This window comes from Alteromonas gracilis (genome assembly GCF_002993325.1).
GTDB classification, from domain to species: Bacteria; Pseudomonadota; Gammaproteobacteria; order Enterobacterales; family Alteromonadaceae; genus Alteromonas; species Alteromonas gracilis.
In genome coordinates this window covers 78,292-96,936 of the sequence record NZ_PVNO01000003.1, presented here as the reverse complement: position 1 = coordinate 96,936, position 18,645 = coordinate 78,292, and the positions used below count along the sequence as shown (strand labels likewise).

At 43.8% G+C, this 18,645-nt stretch carries 16 protein-coding genes; 8 read left to right on the top strand and 8 right to left on the bottom strand.

The features are described 5' to 3' along the window. Nucleotides 1-2 precede the first annotated feature (2 nt). From C6Y39_RS02465 to C6Y39_RS02455, 3 genes are all read right to left on the bottom strand, one after another. Complete coding sequence (locus C6Y39_RS02465; protein ID WP_105929748.1) at nt 3-986, bottom strand: TRAP transporter substrate-binding protein; 984 nt, start codon at nt 984-986, stop codon at nt 3-5. 30 nt (nt 987-1,016) lie between these two features. Beyond that, nucleotides 1,017-1,862 (bottom strand): 5-dehydro-4-deoxy-D-glucuronate isomerase, encoded by an 846-nt coding sequence (kduI, locus tag C6Y39_RS02460; protein WP_105929791.1) that lies wholly within the window; start codon nt 1,860-1,862, stop codon nt 1,017-1,019. A 147-nt stretch (nt 1,863-2,009) separates the two neighbouring features. Beyond that, complete coding sequence (locus tag C6Y39_RS02455; RefSeq protein WP_105929790.1) at nt 2,010-2,768, bottom strand: glucose 1-dehydrogenase; 759 nt, start codon at nt 2,766-2,768, stop codon at nt 2,010-2,012. A gap of 174 nt (nt 2,769-2,942) precedes the next feature. On the opposite strand from C6Y39_RS02455, the gene C6Y39_RS02450 reads away from it, so the two are divergent. Continuing rightward, nucleotides 2,943-4,199: a DUF4861 family protein gene (locus C6Y39_RS02450; protein WP_240618789.1), complete on the top strand. Its 1,257-nt coding sequence runs from the start codon at nt 2,943-2,945 to the stop codon at nt 4,197-4,199. Nucleotides 4,200-4,511: 312 nt separating this feature from the next. Here the strand turns inward: C6Y39_RS02450 and C6Y39_RS02445 are convergent, their stop codons facing one another. Next, a complete protein-coding gene (locus tag C6Y39_RS02445) occupies nt 4,512-5,492 on the bottom strand; it encodes a glycosyltransferase family 2 protein (protein ID WP_105929747.1) in 981 nt (326 codons plus the stop codon). Between the two features lie 601 nt (nt 5,493-6,093). Between C6Y39_RS02445 and C6Y39_RS02440 the strand changes: the two genes are divergently transcribed. Beyond that, complete coding sequence (locus C6Y39_RS02440) at nt 6,094-6,642, top strand: hypothetical protein (RefSeq protein WP_105929746.1); 549 nt, start codon at nt 6,094-6,096, stop codon at nt 6,640-6,642. A gap of 28 nt (nt 6,643-6,670) precedes the next feature. Here the strand turns inward: C6Y39_RS02440 and C6Y39_RS02435 are convergent, their stop codons facing one another. Next, on the bottom strand, nt 6,671-7,648 hold the full coding sequence (locus tag C6Y39_RS02435; RefSeq protein ID WP_105929745.1) for an endonuclease/exonuclease/phosphatase family protein: 978 nt from the start codon (nt 7,646-7,648) through the stop codon (nt 6,671-6,673). A 359-nt stretch (nt 7,649-8,007) separates the two neighbouring features. Between C6Y39_RS02435 and C6Y39_RS02430 the strand changes: the two genes are divergently transcribed. Continuing rightward, entirely contained in the window at nt 8,008-8,607 is a 600-nt protein-coding gene (locus tag C6Y39_RS02430) for a BON domain-containing protein (protein ID WP_105929744.1), read from the top strand. A 703-nt stretch (nt 8,608-9,310) separates the two neighbouring features. Beyond that, nucleotides 9,311-9,688 carry a hypothetical protein gene (locus C6Y39_RS02425; RefSeq protein WP_105929743.1) on the top strand — a complete coding sequence of 126 codons (378 nt, stop codon included), beginning with the start codon at nt 9,311-9,313 and terminating at the stop codon, nt 9,686-9,688. A gap of 71 nt (nt 9,689-9,759) precedes the next feature. On the opposite strand, the gene C6Y39_RS02420 is transcribed toward C6Y39_RS02425, so the two are convergent. From C6Y39_RS02420 to C6Y39_RS02410, 3 genes are all read right to left on the bottom strand, one after another. After that, a complete protein-coding gene (locus tag C6Y39_RS02420) occupies nt 9,760-10,668 on the bottom strand; it encodes a 5'-methylthioadenosine/S-adenosylhomocysteine nucleosidase (RefSeq protein ID WP_105929742.1) in 909 nt (302 codons plus the stop codon). 191 nt (nt 10,669-10,859) lie between these two features. Beyond that, nucleotides 10,860-12,296 carry a pyruvate kinase gene (gene pyk, locus C6Y39_RS02415; protein ID WP_105929741.1) on the bottom strand — a complete coding sequence of 479 codons (1,437 nt, stop codon included), beginning with the start codon at nt 12,294-12,296 and terminating at the stop codon, nt 10,860-10,862. 235 nt (nt 12,297-12,531) lie between these two features. After that, entirely contained in the window at nt 12,532-13,383 is an 852-nt protein-coding gene (locus tag C6Y39_RS02410) for a MurR/RpiR family transcriptional regulator (protein ID WP_105929740.1), read from the bottom strand. Between the two features lie 284 nt (nt 13,384-13,667). On the opposite strand from C6Y39_RS02410, the gene zwf reads away from it, so the two are divergent. Genes zwf through C6Y39_RS02390 form a run of 4 tightly spaced genes read left to right on the top strand, consistent with a single transcriptional unit; the run spans nt 13,668 to nt 18,644 of the window. Further along, nucleotides 13,668-15,161, top strand: coding sequence for a glucose-6-phosphate dehydrogenase (gene zwf / locus C6Y39_RS02405; protein ID WP_105929739.1), 1,494 nt, complete (start codon nt 13,668-13,670; stop codon nt 15,159-15,161). A 1-nt stretch (nt 15,162) separates the two neighbouring features. After that, the gene (gene pgl, locus C6Y39_RS02400) at nt 15,163-15,855 is read left to right on the top strand and encodes a 6-phosphogluconolactonase (protein WP_105929738.1); all 693 of its coding nucleotides are present in this window, start codon (nt 15,163-15,165) and stop codon (nt 15,853-15,855) included. Nucleotides 15,856-15,864: 9 nt separating this feature from the next. Beyond that, the gene (edd, locus tag C6Y39_RS02395) at nt 15,865-17,691 is read left to right on the top strand and encodes a phosphogluconate dehydratase (protein WP_105929737.1); all 1,827 of its coding nucleotides are present in this window, start codon (nt 15,865-15,867) and stop codon (nt 17,689-17,691) included. Further along, nucleotides 17,691-18,644 carry a glucokinase gene (locus C6Y39_RS02390; RefSeq protein WP_105929736.1) on the top strand — a complete coding sequence of 318 codons (954 nt, stop codon included), beginning with the start codon at nt 17,691-17,693 and terminating at the stop codon, nt 18,642-18,644. The genes edd and C6Y39_RS02390 overlap by 1 nt, the downstream gene beginning before the upstream one ends. The last annotated feature ends 1 nt before the right edge of the window (nt 18,645 follow it).

The following is an 18,645-nucleotide window of genomic DNA, read 5'->3' as shown; positions in this document are numbered from 1 at the left end:
TGTTACATCGCTTTTATTTGCGTAATTAAGTCGCCAATTGGCGTGCCTTCAAAGCTTTTGTGAAAAGGCTTAACCGCTTCCACGAAAGGCGCTTTGTTAGGCGTAATAACTGTGACGCCTTCGGCTTTTACCTTTTCTAAAGATGCTTGCGTAGATGTTTTCCAAAGTTCGCGTTGGTATTCAACGGAGTCTTCCATAGCCTTGGTTAACCACATTTGCTGCTGTTCATTCAAACGTTCCCACACTGGTAGCGATGCCAGCATGACGTCTGGCACACTAGTATGCTCATCAAGGCTGTAATACCGCGCAATTTCATAATGACGAGAGAGGTAGTAGCTAGGTGGGTTATTCTCAGCACCATCCACAACTCCTTGCTGAAGCGCAGTGTAAAGCTCTCCCCAAGAAACGGGCGTCGCTGCTCCACCCAGTGCGCGAACCGTAGCTACTGCAGTGGGGCTATTGAGCACGCGAATTTTTAGCCCGTTTAGATCGCCTGGTGTCTCTATAGGTTTGTCGTTGGTATAGAAGCTACGGCTTCCCGCATCGTAATAGCCGAGACCTTTTAGTCGAAAATCTTCAATACCAGATAGCAATTGGTCGCCCAAGTCGCTATTTAATACTCGCCAAAAATGATCATTATCGCGAAAAATGTAAGGAACACTGAATATCTTCATTTCAGGAGCAAAGCCTTCTAGGGGGCTTGCCGACACCTTCGTCATGGCGAGTGAGCCAATCTGCAACAGTTCTACCATTTCTCGCTCGGTTCCCAGCTGGCTACTCGGATAAATCACCACACTCATTGTGCCGTCAGAATAGTAATCGAGTCGCTCTCCAAGGTATTCCATTGCCTTATGCACAGAGTGCTGCGTGTCCAATGTATGCCCCAAGCGCAATACGGTGACCTCGCCTTGCAATTCATTTTGCGAACACGCCGCTGTTAACAACAGCGCTGTAGCAGAGAGTGTGAGTTTTAGATACCGCAACATATTCAATACACCTATTTAGAACAGGGCTACTTAGCGCAACTGTGATGGCGGAAACTTATCCATATCATCGTAATCCAGGTTTTCACCCGCCATTCCCCAGATAAACGCATAGCTTCCTGTACCCACACCACAGTGAATTGACCAAGGTGGCGATACCACGGCTTCTTCATTCGCAACGAAAATGTGGCGAGTCTCATGTGGTTCACCCATGAAGTGACATACTCTGCTTTCGCTGTCCATATCGAAGTAAAAGTACACTTCATTGCGTCTGTCGTGTTGATGAGCTGGCATGGTGTTCCAGACAGAACCGGTATGCAGTCGCGTCAGTCCCATCTGTAGCTGACAAGTATCAACAACAGTATTGATAAGCAGCTGTTTAATATCGCGCTGGTTTGATGTTTCTTGGCTACCTAAATGGAGAACATTTGCGTCTGCACTACCTATTTTTTTGCAGGGATAAGCGTGATGAGCCGGCGCTGAATTCAAATAGTATTTGGCGGGATTAGAGGCGTTGTCTGACTCAAATATTACTTCTTCATTGCCTTGACCGATATATAGGGCTTCTTCGTTATCTAAATGGTAAGTCGTGCCAGAAACGGTAATGGTGCCCGGACCGCCGATGTTTATTACACCTACTTCGCGACGAGCGGTAAAGAAGGGCATTTTTAACTGATCTTCAATGGTTTCTAGCGTCAATGCACTTGCAGTAGGTACGGCGCTTCCAAGCATAAAGCGTTCGTAATGGGTGTATATCCATACGACTTTGCCCTCTGTCATTAGGGTGTCGACCAAAAAGGCGTCGCGCAGTTCTTGCGTATTGTAAGCATTGGCCTCTTTACGGCCTATGGCGTATCGCGTGTCTATTTTTTCGTTCATGACTTTTTTCCCATTCATCGTTGTTCTGCTGCTCAAGGCTATTTGTTTGCTCAGGGCTATTTTAGCGCTCAGGGCTGTTTTATCGCTCAGGGCTGTTTTATCGCTCAGGGCTATTTTATCGCTCAAGGCTGTGACCCTTGTTAGTCACTAGCGTGCTAAAAAGCCGCCGTCGACCGCAAGGATATGGCCGTTAACATAGTTACTTGCTGTGCTCGCAAGAAATACTGCTGCCCCTGCTAAATCGTCGCTTTCACCCCAGCGATTAGCTGGAATGCGGGCACAAATTTCAGCACTGCGTTTTTCATCATCTTGCAGCGCTTGGGTGTTGTCGGTTTTGATATAACCCGGGGCAATAGCGTTTACCTGGACATTGTGCTGTCCCCATTCATTCGCCAGCGCCTTTGTTAAACCGGCAATGGCATGCTTACTCGCAGTGTAGGCAGGAACAGTAATACCGCCCGTGTAACTCAACATTGACGCAATGTTGATGATCTTGCCTTGCTCACGCTCTACCATCGTCTTGCCAATAGCTTGGCTAAGTAGAAAAGCTGAATCGATGTTGACCGCAAGTACGTTTCTCCATTCGTCAAAAGGAAATTCGGTGGCGGGCGCTCTGAAAATAGTGCCACCGTTATTAAGCAGGATGTCGATATGACCTTTAACGCTCAATGCATCTTCGGCAAGTTTAAGTACAGCGTTGGCATCGGCGAGGTCACCATCTAGTGCAATTGCTTGCCCGCCTTCACTTTGAATTTTACGTAATGTCTCATCACAGCCACCAGGTCGAGAGCTTGCGCAGATGACGAAGGCACCTGAAGTGGCGAGTGCTAAAGCAAGCGCTTGACCTATACCTCTGCTTGCGCCTGTCACCAATGCTGTCTTACCTTCTAGGCTGAAATTGACCATGTAATTCACCTCTACCATCTGAGTTATCAAATGCCTGACTTTCATCGACATACTAAGTTGAAATATCTCGTTAACAAAATTTAAAATAATTGCCACCGGTGGCATTTGTCAATATATTGTTTACAAATATCGTAAATTAGTTCAGCGCGTTAACAACCAATGGAGAGCATAAAAGTGATTAAATTGAGTAAGATAGGTCTAATTTTGGTGCCATTGTTGGCAAGTTGCTCACAGGAGAGTTTAAATTCTACTTTGTCTGTTAAGGTGAAAAATCCAGCTAATGGTGGTGACGGAAAACAAGTTTTCGAAATTTCACTGCCTCCGCAATATTCAGGTTGGAAGTTAAAGCAACACCCTTCAGAATGGATAGAAAACAGTGAAGGGAAAGCGGTGCTTTTAGGTGCGGCATCTATAGCGCCGGGCAAGAGCATATCGTTGGAACTTTTACCACCTAAGCAGGTTTCAAATAATAATGTTCAAGACAGAGCGCACGCGGAACTTTCAGTAAGAATGGGAGGAGAGTGGCAAGATACAGCGTATAGCGCTGAAGGCTTTTCGTTTGAAGAAGTCACTTCGTTTACGTCACCACCTCAATTAACCGATCATTCTTACTTTTTGCGCTACGAAGGACCTGGTTGGGAGTCTGATCAAATGGGCTACCGTCTCTATCTCGATTGGCGAAATGCTATTGACGTCTTTGTTAAAACAAACGAGAGCGTGGTGTTACCTGAAGTGGGACAAGACGGCTACGATAGCTATCACAATTTATCTTCGTGGGGGGGAGATGCGCTTAAAGTAGGGAAGTCATTAGGTTTAGGCGCGCTGGGCCGACTCGCAGACCGCAATCAAGAAATCACAACGGAAACCCGATCAGATAGTACCTCTAAGCAAGCGGTAATGCATTTTCAGTATGTCGAGAATACCGAATACCAGTTGGTATCAAATAGTCAGTTACGGGCTGAGTTTAAAGTTAGCTACGAGGGGTGGTCATCGTCTGAAGCTAAAGCGGACAGCATCGACGTTACCACGCACTATCGAATTGATGCTTTTGACCCCACAACTCATATTAGTGTATCCGTATCAGAGCCTTCAGATAGTATTGTCGCGGGCTTAGTGGCGCATGATGGAATGCAGGTGATTAAAGCCGAGCACGGCGATTGGGGCGTGATAGCTACTTGGGGGGCTCAAAGTATCTTGGCAGATAATGACAACTTGGGATTGGCCCTTGTTTACCGGTTAGATCAGGCCGAAAGGGTATTTGAGGGTGAACATGACCACCTTGTGTTGTTTAAACCTTCAACCGCTTTTAACTATAAAATTCTTGCGGTTTGGCCCAAGCGAACCACCGATATACAAACTGCCAAGCAATTCGAAGATTATCTGGTTAATAAATTAAAAATGTATAGTCATCCGCTTACCATTATAAATTAAGCGGTATTGCTCAATTTGGCGAGTAGAATATTGTTTTATGCTGTGGCCTGATGATCTTTGATGCAGGGCAACCGCCGCTAAAGCCTGAACATCGCTTTAAGTGGGATATGCGGCTTGATTGGCAACAAGAAAAACCAAGTGCTGTCGCGGATGCGCGATACAAATAAGGGTTGTTTAGTTATTCATGAAGCTCGCGAACTTGTGCTAGTTCGCGAGTTGTTTTTGAAAGAAATAATTGTCGTACTTCTCGTTTTATCAAAAACATTCCGTATCACGCTGCTTAAATATTCCCACCTGTTTTTCATAAGAAAATTAAGCCGTGCTGCTTAAACGCTCTTGGTTTTTAGCTGGCGAGTGAAAAGACGTGAATTCAAATTCCGTAGAAGACGAGGCAGCGGTTGAGGCGCTCGGAACCGATTTTGTCGGGTCATCTTCCTGCTCGGGCAACTGAAGAACCTTTAATCCATTTTCTTCGTAATTTGAATCGATAAAGCCTTTCTCCGCATAAGCGGTGAGTACTTCAGTGCAAGGGTAGAAGCCCCATTTAGCGTGAAAGCGCTGAGCATTATGAACAAAGTCTAATAAATGATTGACTGGACATTGATAATTAGGGCGCTGTGGCGCAAAAGTGCGGGTAGGCAACTGCTCTAATGAATAGCCTAACGCTCTGCAGTTGGTAAAAAAGTCTTCGTCATTTAGTCCGAAACCCGCGTAGCCTTCATCGAAGCCGCCGGTTTTCTGAAAGTCTGCCTTACGAATAAAAAACACTGTAGAACAAACACTATCGTCACTAAACTTTCCATGATTAATTTCCTGATCTTTTGAGGGTATTTCGTTGTTATCTTCTTTGGGTAGCGTGTCGTCATTACTCGCTAAATAACCAATTTGTTGCTCGCACTTTGAAATGTCCGAATACGGTTTCTCACATCGCTCACCGGGCAAGAAAACAACGGAAGTAAAAATTACAGCGTTGTCTTTCAGTGCAAGTAAGCCATCTTTAAACAGTGATGGGGACACCACCGCATCAACATTTAAGTAAGCAAGGTTTGCGTGTTTCGCGGCTTGCATTCCTTTGTTTCTCGCCTTCGCGATAGGAAGTTCGCCTTGGGTCGTAAACTTGTGTACGATGTCGAATTTGTCGCTTTTTATCAGAGAAAGACCTGATGGTGGTGCCATCCATACGATGACAAGCTCGTCTGGTGTTGGAGAGCATTGCTCGAGTTGAGCGATAAGGTGAATCAATTTCTCAGTTCTATTTTTAACAATAGTTACTGCACTTATTGGAGAACGCATACTCAACCTCCTTTGCCTAGCCCTGTAATACTTAACGATTTCGACGGTGCATCTTGCACGTTGTATTAGGGAGAAAGCAAAGAATGTTCCTTTTCTTTAAGGTGTTGAATATAATAAGGTATTTTGGTTATTGGTACCTTGCTAAGCACCAAGTTTTACGGGAGGTAACGAAAGAGGTGCCCGATAAAGGAAAATTTTACATACCTATTATATTCAGTGTTCTTTATCCTTAGCGTTTTTTTAGATCTATAAATCGTGTTAACTGAACGCCGTTAAAAAGAGCAAAAATATCGGATGAAATTAAACGAAATGTTATAGACAATTTGAGGAAGAGGATTCCTTGTCTTTTTGGTCTTATTTAAGTGTACTTTAAGCGTGCAATTGCTTTGCCCTGGCAACTAATTTTGTTATGCTTATTACCATGATTTTAAACATGAAATTAAAGATATTAGATATCTATTCTGTTATCGATAAACGCTTTTTCTGACGAAAAGTTTGATTTTCTCTCGCAATACTTTTCTATTAAGAGTGTAGGTAAATCTTCAGTCTTACTTGTAACGTATTAATTTTTGTTTCTCTTATTCTTCTGGTGGAAAAGACTGTGGAATCACAATCGTCTGTATTTATTAAAAGCTATGATAAGCAATCACTGAAATCAGTGGATGTGATATCTGGAATTTCCCCTAACGCTATGCGAAGAGTGTTTGGCGGATGGATATTTTTCGCCGCAGTCGTAGGCGTGATTATCAGTGTTGCACCGGACTTAAGTACACAATTTATTGGTCTAACACTTTTTGTTTTATTCGCGTTTACGCTGATTATGTTTGGTCAAAGTCGAATCTCAGAGGGCTGGCCGGCGATAATCTGCGATAACGACATTATCGGTGTGGTACGCGACCCAGTAAAACGAGAGTATATATGTGTTAATTCATCACTAGTCAAAGCCGCTAACCCCACGCTAATTAAACCAAACAAAAAAGCGGTAGAGATAGTATTGAACAGTGAGAATTTGTCCGAAGAGGAACAAAGCGTGCTTAACCAAGCCGTTTGGCCCAGAGACGGGGCGCTTATTGGTTTAGCACACTTTAAAAAGCGAGAAGACGCGTGCGAAAGCCTAATGTGGTGCGTAAAGCACAGAGGCTCTCGTTAACCAGCCCGGTCTGTACTCTCGAGCTTGTTTAATCGTCGATAAACGCTAGTTCAGTATACAAAGGGTAGTGGTCTGAACCTATACTCTCTAGCTTTTCTATGTGAACCAACGCAAAGTGCTTAGAATGGAATACGTGATCTAGCGGCCATTTTACTAACGGGTATTTTGCGTGAAACGTGTTATAAAAACCTCGACCTTCTCGTGGATCTAGCAATCCGCTTATCTTTTTAAATTTTCGTGTTGTCGGCGACCAGGCCACATCGTTTAGGTCGCCTGCCACGATAATCGGTCCGTTTGTATTCGATATCTCCTTTCCAACAATAGCTAATTCGACATCACGAGGTTTTGCATACGTGTTTTCTGTTGGGCTAGGGGGCTTAGGGTGAAGAAAGTAGAGGAGAGTGTCTTGCCCTTCTAAATTTATCTTTACCTTCATGGAAGGAACATCATCTTCAATCAGGAAATTAAGCGTAGCCTCTTCAAACGGTATTTTGCTATACAAGTGCATACCGTAAAGGTTTTCAAGCGCACAGAACTTTCGATAAGGGTACTCCGATTCGATCTCACTAATTCCCTTTTGCCACTTTTCATTCGACTCTAATGTTACTAAGAAGTCTGGTTTCTTATTTCTGACGTGCGCTATAAGTTTTCTGAAGTCGTTGTTCGGCATATAGACGTTACTTGAAAGCACACTTACCGTGCTCGCTGCCTGCGATTTCTCTATTCTTTTGACATCTTTTTTATAAAAGGGGGTGTAAGGGAGTATCCAAACAAGTTGATAGAGCAGACTTATCCCTAGTCCTATAATTACCAGCGAGTTAATAAGTAACCAATAATTATCAGAAGTCCAACTTAATGCATGGCAAATAAGAAGAATGGCAATAATTACGGATATTTGCAGGCGAGGGAATTCCCAAACTCGAACCAACCAATGCGAAGAGGGTAAAAGAGGAACAAAGCTGACTACAATAAAGAGTATTGATGCAGCAAAAAGTGCAATATCCATTGGCTTAGCATCCTTGATATTAAAAATTTGAAATGCTGTTTCCTATCAAGTTTTTGAAAGGTACTTAGCGATAAGAAGATTTCTCTATTATCTACGCCTAAATTGTTAAATCAGTTTAATCTTTACTCATTTCAATACAGATGAAACTCAATTTACATGTATTGATTATTCTTCGATAGCTATGTCGAATAACTCACATTTAAAGCAACTGGTAAAAAATTCTCGTTTCACAGCAAAGATTTCAAATTCTTGAGCCATTAAATACGAATATTTTTATAATATCCCCTAAAAACAATGGGTTGTGTTGTTGGCAGGGTTTTGGCATATATCATTGTGAGTTTCGACAAAGGAGAAATGTTATGAAACGTTCACTAATTTCTATGATTGTTGCTACAACACTAACAACTGCAGCTTACGCAGGTGATATGGACACTGACAACAAATGGGAAAAGGGCGCCAAAGACGCATGGATTGATGGCAAAGCTGAAGCTACGCTGTTGTTCAATGGCAACCTAGATTCATTCGATATCAATACTGACGTGAAAAATGGCAATGTAGTGTTAACAGGTAAGGTTGAAAATTCTGTCGATAAAAAGCTAGCAGAAGAGCTGGTAGCAAACATTGATGGTGTCACCTCTGTAGACAACAAATTGACCATTGTTTCTGACAAAGACATGGACGGCGACATGTCTGATGATATGGAAGATACAGTAGATGAAGGTACAAGCGAGCTTACTGACGCTAAAATTGCTACCGTAATCAAAACCCGTCTTCTGATGGATACTGATATTTCTGGTTTCGACATTGATGTTGATGTTGAAAATGGCGTGGTAATGCTGACGGGCGACGTTGATTCTGATGCAGAGCGCGATTTAGCGGTTGAAATAGCGAAAAATGCGTCTGACGTTAAAGATGTGAAAAGCGATCTTCGTGTAGTAACTAAAACTGCGATGAACTAAAAGCATTTCATCTAGATGAATTTTAAAAAGGGGCATTCGCCCCTTTTTTTGTGCTGTTTTAATCATCTGACTTCGATAATCGAACTACTTAAAAGGTCTACGCAACCAAAGTTACGTAGTCTCTGATTTATTCATCATATCAGGCGGTCAGGACTAATTGGCGATATAAGTCTTGCCTAGTCGATAACTTTACTTTCTGTTTGCCTATTTACGTCTCATATCAAGCAAGTCGTGATTTGACTTCTACGTTTGCGGTATGCAATTTCGACAGTTAATTCACCTCATTTTAGAAGTTGAGACTCGGCTGCGTAGTTGTAACGCTTTGATAGAACACTTCTCTTTGAACCCTCCTTATTTCCACTGATGCTTTGATCATCAGTTGTTTCGGTATGCCTTTAATCAAAGGCAATAAAAAGGCAGGGAAAATTTTCTCTTATGGTGTGTAGAAAGTTCTTTCAACGCACTCTTTAATAGTGCCTATTTTGTTTAAGATTATGAATTGTATGGTTTTTTATTTTGGTGTGTAAGTTGCTTCTACAAATAGTAGAAGTACGTAACTTAAGTGAAATACTCGGTTTTTCATTCGTCGTGGGGCCACATTTGTTCCAGTCGAACAACAACCAGAAAAAAAAGTAATTCTTTTTTTGCACTTGATTTCGTTACCAGATTTATGAGCAGTTCAACATTGTTCAAGGAGTGAGGCATGAACATTTTAAAGTGGGTTTATTCAGGTATTGTAGTTTCAATTGTAATCGTATTAGTCGGTGTGCTTGGACAGGGTAAGTTGTTTGTTAGTCAGGCCGCTGCTCATGATGCTAACCGCCCAGTACATGCTGACATCGTTAAAGTGGAACATACGATTTCACTTGTTGAATTTGATTTATCTAGAAAAGCCGACTTGCTTAGAAAAACACGATTGGATTTTTATATAGCTCAGGCGAAGCAAGCAGATTTGAGAGGTTGGAAATTTAAACGTGATGAGTACGTTGAACGTGCAGAGAATATCTTAGGCCACCACCTTACTCAATATGCGAACGATATAGCTCAAGAGGCAGAGACCTACACTGCACAGGCAATCTAGCCGAAACTGCTTTAATGAAAACGCCCTTTACGCTTTGAGAAAGTAAAGGGCGTTTTTGGTTCTATGTAAATCTATCCGTCGATATTTGAAATGTAGGCTTTAATCACTTTTGCGACAAAGGCTTGGCAATCTTCGGCTGTCGTAGGATCATATTCACCGTGATTAGTGATATTGTTTGATAAAACGCGAATACCCAAAAACGGGGTACGGTAGGCGTGAACAATTTGGGCTGCCGAAGCTGTTTCCATTTCTTCCACGCTAGTACCTAGGTTCTTATTAAGCCATGCAATTCTATCTAGTTCATTGTTCCAAAAGTTACCGCTGCCGATTGTTCCTTTTACTACACTACCTCGTTCATATTGGTTAGCTAGCGATGAAGCCAGCGCGATTAATTGCTTATCGCCTAAATAAAACCGCAATTTTTCAGCATCCTTTGCACTACTACCTTCTCCTGCACTCCCTTCAGACGCCATAATATCCATGGGGTTCCAATTGAGAGGATTACTGCCTTCTCCTTGTGCTAGCCTTGGCGTTTTAAAGTTTGAGGCGTTTACACTGCGCTCGCCTAAAACGATGTCTCCGACTTTCAAAGATGGGTCATGCCCACCAGATGTTCCCTGATTGATAATGAGGCGAGGATGGTATCGCTCTATACCAATAGCTGTCGCTGCCGCAGTGTTCTCTAAACCTTTACCAGTTTTAGCAACTACAATGGGGTAGCCGTCTAGCGTACCTTTGTAGAACACAGCATTACCTGCATATTCGATGGTTACATTGCTCAAGAGTGCAGTAAAATATTGAGCCTCTATGGGCATAGGGCCTTGAATCATTATTGGCTGTAACGGAGCATTTGGTGAGCTAACTTCAACGCTTTTCATATTATGCGTGGTAGGGGATGTAGCCCATGCACAATGACCAATAACGGTAAGAAAGGCTATTATGACTAACCTAAAGATATTGTGTTTATGGATGTAGTACATACTTATCCTTGTTTTTATCGTTCTTGTCCTGAGAAATTTATAACGAAGAAACGGTTGGCATATTAGGTGAAGTTAATTGTTCCAATAACTTTCACACCACTTTTTTATTATGTGTTTGGTTTGATATTACTATTTAAATTTCAGGCAAAAAAAAGCGAAGCATCTGCTTCGCTTTCATATAATTATTATGGCTACTCAACTTCCACAATTTTCAGCGTATTTGTCGCGCCCACTTTTTCCATTTCATCGCCGTAAGTCAGGATAATGCTGTCCCCACTTTTCACTAAACCTTTTTCTTTTAGTGAGGCAATAACATCATACTTTAATCTACCCGGCTCGCTGTTAGACGAGTCAAAGTAAACTGGCTTAACACCGCGACACAACGCCATCGTGTTAAGCGTAGACTCGTGACGAGACATCGCAATAATTGGCAGTGACGTTGTGATGCGTGACATTAACGTTGGCGTAGTACCGCTTTCAGTCAAGCCCACAATTGCTTTAACGCTTGGAAGGTGATTTGCCGCATATACTGCAGATAGTGCAATTGACTCGCTAGTAGAAGAAAACTGCTGATCCATACGGTGCTTAGAAATTTTAACGCTTGGGTGGGTTTCTGCGCCTTCACAAACGCGGGCCATTGCTGCCACCGTCTCGATAGGAAAGTTACCTGCCGCTGTTTCAGCTGAAAGCATAACCGCGTCGGTGCCGTCTAAAACAGCGTTTGCAACGTCCATCACCTCTGCACGCGTTGGCATTGGGCTGTCAATCATCGACTCCATCATTTGCGTTGCGGTAATTACCACTTTGTTAAGCTGGCGAGAACGGGCGATTAACTTCTTTTGTACACCAACAAGTTCGGCATCACCAATTTCAACGCCTAAATCACCACGCGCTACCATAACGGCATCTGACGCAGAGATAATGTCATCCATAGCTTCGTCAGAAGCTACAGTTTCTGCGCGTTCAACCTTTGCACAAATTTTGGCATAACAACCTGCTGCTTCGGCAAGTTCTCTTGCGTAATTTAGGTCTGCACCACTTCTAGGGAACGACACCGCGAGGTAATCAACACCGATTTCCGCCGCAGTTTTAATGTCTTCTTTATCTTTGTCGGTAAGTGCATCGGCAGAAAGTCCACCACCTTGACGGTTAATGCCTTTGTTGTTTGAAAGTTTACCACCTACCGTAACTTCAGTGATAACTTTACGCCCTTCAACACCGGTAACTCTCAGCTGAATACGGCCATCATCAAGCAGAAGAATGTCACCCGCTGAAACGTCATCAGGTAACGCTTTATAGTCTATGCCAACTTGATTAACATCACCTTCATCGCGACCAAGCTCGGCATCAAGGATAAACTTTGCGCCTACTTCTAAGCGAACTGGACCCTCGGCAAAGCGTGCTACGCGTATTTTAGGGCCTTGTAAGTCACCCAATATCGCTACGTATTTACCAAGATTTTTAGCTGCCTCACGAACGCGCTTCGCACGTTCTATATGATCTTCAGCTTGCCCGTGAGAGAAATTCATGCGCACTGTGTTTGCGCCCGCGGCAATTAGTGCCTGAATTTGTTCAAGAGAGTCGGTTGAAGGTCCAAGGGTGGCAAGAATTTTCGTTCTTCTGGTCATGTGATTCCGTCGCTGTTTCTAAGTTAGAAAAGACAAAGATGATTGGCAGCACATATGAACAGTGTGCCTGTAATCGCTTTACGTAATTTTATTACAGAATAATAGTTTAATTTGACAATAATGTGAATGAAATAAAGAAAAACGCCTAACTGGCTCGACCAGTTAGGCGTTTTCAAAAAAGCTAAAAGTCGTTTGTTATACGACGATAATTCGGGCAATGATCAATGATAGGGGACTAATCACCGCGCTTTTCGTAACGGGAGCCGCGGAGCGTATCCTTAACGCGCTTTAGATTCTCTCTAAATTTATTGCCCCGGCGCAAAGTAAAGCCTGTAGCCAGAACGTCTATAAGCGTCAGCTGTGCGATGCGAGACGCCATCGGCATATACATGTCTGTGTCTTCAGGCACTTCTAATGATAAAACATAGCTACACTCTTGAGCGAGTGGACTGTCAGCTGAAGTGATGCCCACAACAGTGGCGTCGTTCATTCGAGCAATCTGTGCAATTTCTACAAGACTTTTTGTGCGGCCGGTGTGACTTATTAGTACTACCACGTCACCTGCCGAACAATTCATGCAACTCATGCGCTGCATTAAAATGTCTTCGAAATACACAACAGGTACATTGAAGCGGAAAAACTTGTTAAGTGCATCATGCGCAACAGATGCTGAAGCGCCCAAGCCAAAAAACGAGATCTTCTGTGCTTGTGTCAGCAAATCAACCACGCGATTCACTACGTTTACATCAACGGACTGGCGAGCCACTTCAAGTGAGGCCATGGTCGATTCGAATATTTTATTAGTATATTCGTCCGGGCTGTCGTTTTCGTCAACATGACGGTTTACATAGGGCGTGCCGTTGGCCAAGCTCTGTGCTAAGTGAAGTTTAAAGTCGGGAAAGCCTTTAGTATCAAGTCTACGACAGAACCGATTAACGGTAGGCTCACTAACGTCAGACATTTTAGCAAGGGTTGCTATACTTGAATGTATCGCCGTTTGAGGGTTAGCGAGAATGACTTCTGCAACCTTTTTCTCAGATTTACTGAATGCCGCTTGATTTTGTGTGATTTTTTCTAAAATGTTCATACAGATATAGCAAATACTTAGCACTGTTTATTATAAGGTACATCGCTAATAGTACCTATTGTGACGTCGGTGACAAGAAAAATGTAATTTTTTGACAATATTTGTTGTTTCAACTGGGGTAAATGAGGGTAAACTGAGGGAAACGGTAAATATTTAGATCCTATAGTTCGTTCAAGTTGTAATTTTACTACATTTGGTGTTAACTATACGGTAAAAATAGTCGTTAGTGTTGTAAATAACTGTACAATACGCTGCGGACACATACATTTAAAAGGTCGACGAATATGGTATTGGATAATTCCTACGAACCCTGTGATTTTGTACTTTTTGGTACGCTGGGAGATCTTTCACGACGCAAGTTGCTGCCTTCTTTATATCAGCTTGAGAAAGCAAATCTGATGCATCCAGACACTACTATTGTTGGTGTTGCGCGTCAGGAAATGGAGCTTGAAGCTTACATTGAAGAAGTTCACACGAACCTTGTTAAGTTCGGTGAAAAGAACTTGTGTGAAGAAACTTGGGAACGCATGAAAGCGCGTTTACATTACGCCTGCGTCGACATGAAAGATGTTGATAGCTACTGTGTTCTTGACGACCATGTCGATCCTACCCGCACAATGGTATGCTACTTAGCGACACCTCCAGCTATCTACGGCGATATTTGCCGCGGCTTACACAGCTGCAAAATTATCGATTCAAGTGTTCGTGTAGTGCTTGAGAAACCAATCGGTCACGATTTGGAATCCTCTAAGGTTATCAATGAGCAAGTTGCCGAATACTTCGACGAAAAACAAATCTATCGTATTGACCACTATTTAGGTAAAGAAACGGTTCTTAACCTGGTATCACTTCGTTTCGCAAACTCAATTTTCGCGACAAACTGGGATCACAACTGTATCGATCACGTTCAAATTTCAGTTGCTGAATCAGTAGGTATTGAAGGTCGCTGGGGTTATTTTGATGATGCTGGTCAAATGCGTGATATGGTTCAAAACCATTTATTACAAATTTTGAGCCTAGTGGCCATGGAGCCGCCAACAACGCTAGATGCTGACAGCATTCGCGACGAAAAACTGAAAGTGCTAAAAGCGCTTCGTCCAATTAATTCGTTTAATATCAATGAAAGCACGGTACGTGGCCAATATACCTCGGGCTTTGTTAAGGGCGAAGAAGTACCTGGATACCTAGAAGAAGAAGGTGCCAATACGCAGAGCAAAACTGAAACCTTTATTGCTATTAAAGCGGAAATTGACAACTGGCGTTGGGCCGGCGTGCCGTTCTACCTGCGTACAGGTAAGCGCATGCCAACTAAGGTGAGTGAAGTTGTTATTTACTTCAAGCGCCAGCCGCACAACTTATTCGGCGATAGCTTTAAGAATCTTCCACCTAACAAGCTGGTTATTCGTCTACAGCCTGATGAAGGTGTAGAGATCACCGTAATGAACAAAGTTCCCGGCCTTACCAGCTCAGGTTCTATGGATCTTCAAAAATCTAAGCTTAACTTGAGCTTCTCTGAAGCGTTTGCTGACGAGCGCATTCCAGACGCCTACGAAAAATTACTCCTTGAAGTGATGCTTGGTAATCAGGCGCTATTCGTACGCCGTGATGAAATTGAACAAGCATGGACATGGGTAGACTCAATACTTGAGGCGTGGAAGCAATCAAGTGAGCCGCCAGAGCCATATCAAGCAGGTACATGGGGACCAGTAGACTCTATTGGTCTTCTTGCTCGCGAAAACCGCAGCTGGTATGAAAGCAAAACAGGGAAGAAGAAATAGTATGGCATTAACAACTCTATCATTCGAAACGCCTGACGCGCTTACTGACGCCTTTGCGCAAGATTTAGTAAGTATTCTCAAAACAGGTATCAAAACACGAGGTCGTGCCTCGCTTATCGTTAGTGGCGGTCGTACGCCGCTTGCGCTGTTTAAACAGTTAAGCGAAACCGATTTAGAGTGGGATAAAGTTGACATTACCCTTGCCGATGAGCGTTGGGTAGAAGAGGGCCACGAGGCCAGCAACACCAGTTTAGTAAAAAATAATTTAATTCAAAATAAAGCCGCAGCAGCTCGTTTTATCGAATTGAAAAGTGACGCTGATGATGCAAACGAAGGCGTGAATGCAGCTGAATCAAATTTAGCTAGCATGCCACAGCCCTTTGATGCATTAATTCTTGGAATGGGAGAAGACGGACATACTGCTTCGCTTTTCCCTTGTTCTGAGCAAGTCCTTGACGGCTTAGATATGAGCAGCGGCAGAACATGCATTGCTGTTCAACCTACAACAGCACCTCATCAACGTATTTCACTAACGCTACCAGCGTTACTAAATAGCCGTAATATCTTTTTGCACTTAACGGGCGAAAAGAAAAAGCAAGTATTGCTAGATGCTATTGAAAATGCCACCGAAGCGCAAAAGCCCATCACCGCTGTAGTTAACCGTGCGCCGGTTACTTTGATGTGGGCGCCATAGGAGACAAACATGAATCCAAAAATTGCTGAAGTTACGCAACGAATTATCGAGCGTAGTAAAGAAACGCGTAAAGCGTATTTAGAAAAGATTGAAGCAGCTCGTCGTCAAGGTCCACACCGCGGTGTGCTTTCATGCGGCAACTTGGCTCACGGCTTTGCGGCATGTGGTACAAGCGAAAAAGCTGATCTTCGGTCAATGACCAAAGCCAACGTAGCTATTGTGTCTGCTTATAACGATATGCTTTCTGCACATCAGCCGTATGAGACGTACCCAGCGATCATTCGTGAAGCCGTCAAAGAAGTTGGCAGTGTTGCGCAGTTCGCAGGTGGTGTTCCTGCAATGTGTGACGGCGTTACCCAAGGCCAGTCTGGTATGGACTTAAGCTTAATGAGCCGTGACAACATTGCTCAGGGTGCAGCTATCGCACTTTCACATAACATGTTCGATAGTACGTTGATGCTTGGTATCTGCGATAAAATCGTACCTGGACTATTGATGGGTGCATTAACTTTTGGTCACTTGCCAACCGTTTTTGTTCCAGCTGGTCCAATGCCATCGGGTCTGCCAAACAAAGAAAAAGCACGGGTTCGCCAAGAATTTGCTGAAGGCAAAGTGGGTCGCGACGCACTACTTGAAGCTGAATCTCAGTCATATCACTCAGCAGGTACTTGTACTTTTTACGGTACAGCAAACTCTAACCAGCTAGTTGTTGAAATGATGGGCTTACATTTACCGGGTTCTTCTTTTGTTAATCCGGGTACACCGTTACGTGACGCACTTACCAAAGCAGCAGCGGTTCAAGCAACGCGCTTAACTGACCTTGGTGACAACTACACGCCAATTGGTCATATTGTAGACGCTAAGGCCATTGTGAACGGTCTAGTGGGTCTGCTTGCAACAGGTGGTTCTACTAACCATACGATGCACCTAATTGCCGTTGCGCGTTCTGCAGGCTACATCGTAAATTGGGATGACTTCTCAGATATCTCTAATGCAGTGCCGCTGTTAACTCGCATCTATCCAAATGGTTCAGCTGATATCAATCACTTCGTTGCCGCTGGTGGTATGTCTTTACTTATCAAGCAACTGCTTGATGCGGGCCTACTGCACAACGATGTGAAAACAATTGTTGGTGAAGGCTTAGATTTATATACCAAAGAGCCTGTTTTGAAAGATGGTGAGTTAGAATGGCGAGATGGCCCTACTGAGTCACTCGATAAAGAAGTACTTGCTACAGTAGAAAACCCGTTTAAACCAGACGGTGGCTTGAGTGTGCTTGACGGCAACCTAGGCCGTGGCGTAATCAAGACTTCTGCGCTTCGCACTCCGCACTGCAACATCAAAGCACCGGCCGTGGTTTTCGAAGACCAATTCGAGTTAGATGATGCGTTCAAATCTGGCAAGCTAGACAAAGATTGCATTGTTGTTGTTCGCTTCCAAGGCCCATCAGCGATTGGTATGCCAGAGCTTCACCGATTAACGCCACCGCTTGGTGTACTTCAAGACCGCGGCTTCAAAGTAGCCCTTGTAACTGACGGTCGTATGTCGGGTGCATCAGGTAAGGTACCTGCTGCTATCCATGTGACTCCGGAAGCGTACAAAGGTGGCTTGCTTGCTAAAGTGCAAGAGGGCGACATCATTGAGCTTAACACCGAAACCGGTGCGCTTACCTTGCATGTTGATGATGAAACGTTGGCCGCTCGTGAGGCTGCGCCAGCAAACCTAGCTAAGCATCACATAGGCATGGGACGTGAGATGTTCGCAGGTATGCGTGCAATACTTACTGGCGCAGAAGAAGGAGCGTGTTCTCTGTTTTATACGCAGGAGCAAGCATAATGAGCCAGAAGTTTGTGGCTGATGTTGGCGGCACAAATATTCGCGTTGCAAGGGTAACCGAGTCTGGTGTAGCCGACATTAAAAAGTACATGTGCAATGACTTTGCCAGTATAGATTTGGCCATAGGCCAATACTTTTCTGATATGGCGCAACACACCTTTACGCAAGGTTGTATTGCCATTGCATGCCCTGTGCTTGGCGATCAAGTCGAAATGACAAATCACAGCTGGGCGTTTTCACAAAATGCACTTCGCACTCAGCTTAAGCTAGATGCGCTGTTTGTTATTAACGACTTTACGGCGGTAGCGCACTCTTTACCCGTGTTGGGTAAAGAACAGGTGGTACAAATTGGCGAAGGTATCGCGAAAGAAAATGGCAATATTGCTGTTTTTGGTCCGGGGACGGGTCTTGGTGTTGAACACATCACAATGACGTCTTCTGGCTGGCAGACCCTTGATGGTGAAGGCGGTCACGTAGATTTTGCCCCTGTTGATGAAACTGACGTTGTAGTGTGGCGTCACCTGCAAAACACTTTGGGCAGAGCGTCTGCTGAAGAAGTAATGTCGGGTCGCGGGCTGCATAACATCTATACAGCACTGGCTACTGACGCAAACGCGCCAGTGACTTTCACAGAGCCAGCGCAAATTACAGAAGCAGCCCTTAACGGTACGTGTAAGATTGCAGAAGCAACGCTTACGCAATTTTGTCGCATTATGGGTAGTTTCGCAGGTAATTTAGCGCTTAACATGGCCACGACTGGCGGCATCTTCATTGGCGGTGGTATTGCCAACCGCTTCCCTGAATTTATTCAAAACAGTGATTTTAGAGCTCGTTTTGAGGCAAAAGGGCAGATGAAGCATTACGTGAAAGACATTCCCACCTATTTAATTGCAGAGCCTGATCATGGTCTATTGGGTGCGGCTGCATATCTGAATCAAAATACAGCGAGCTAAA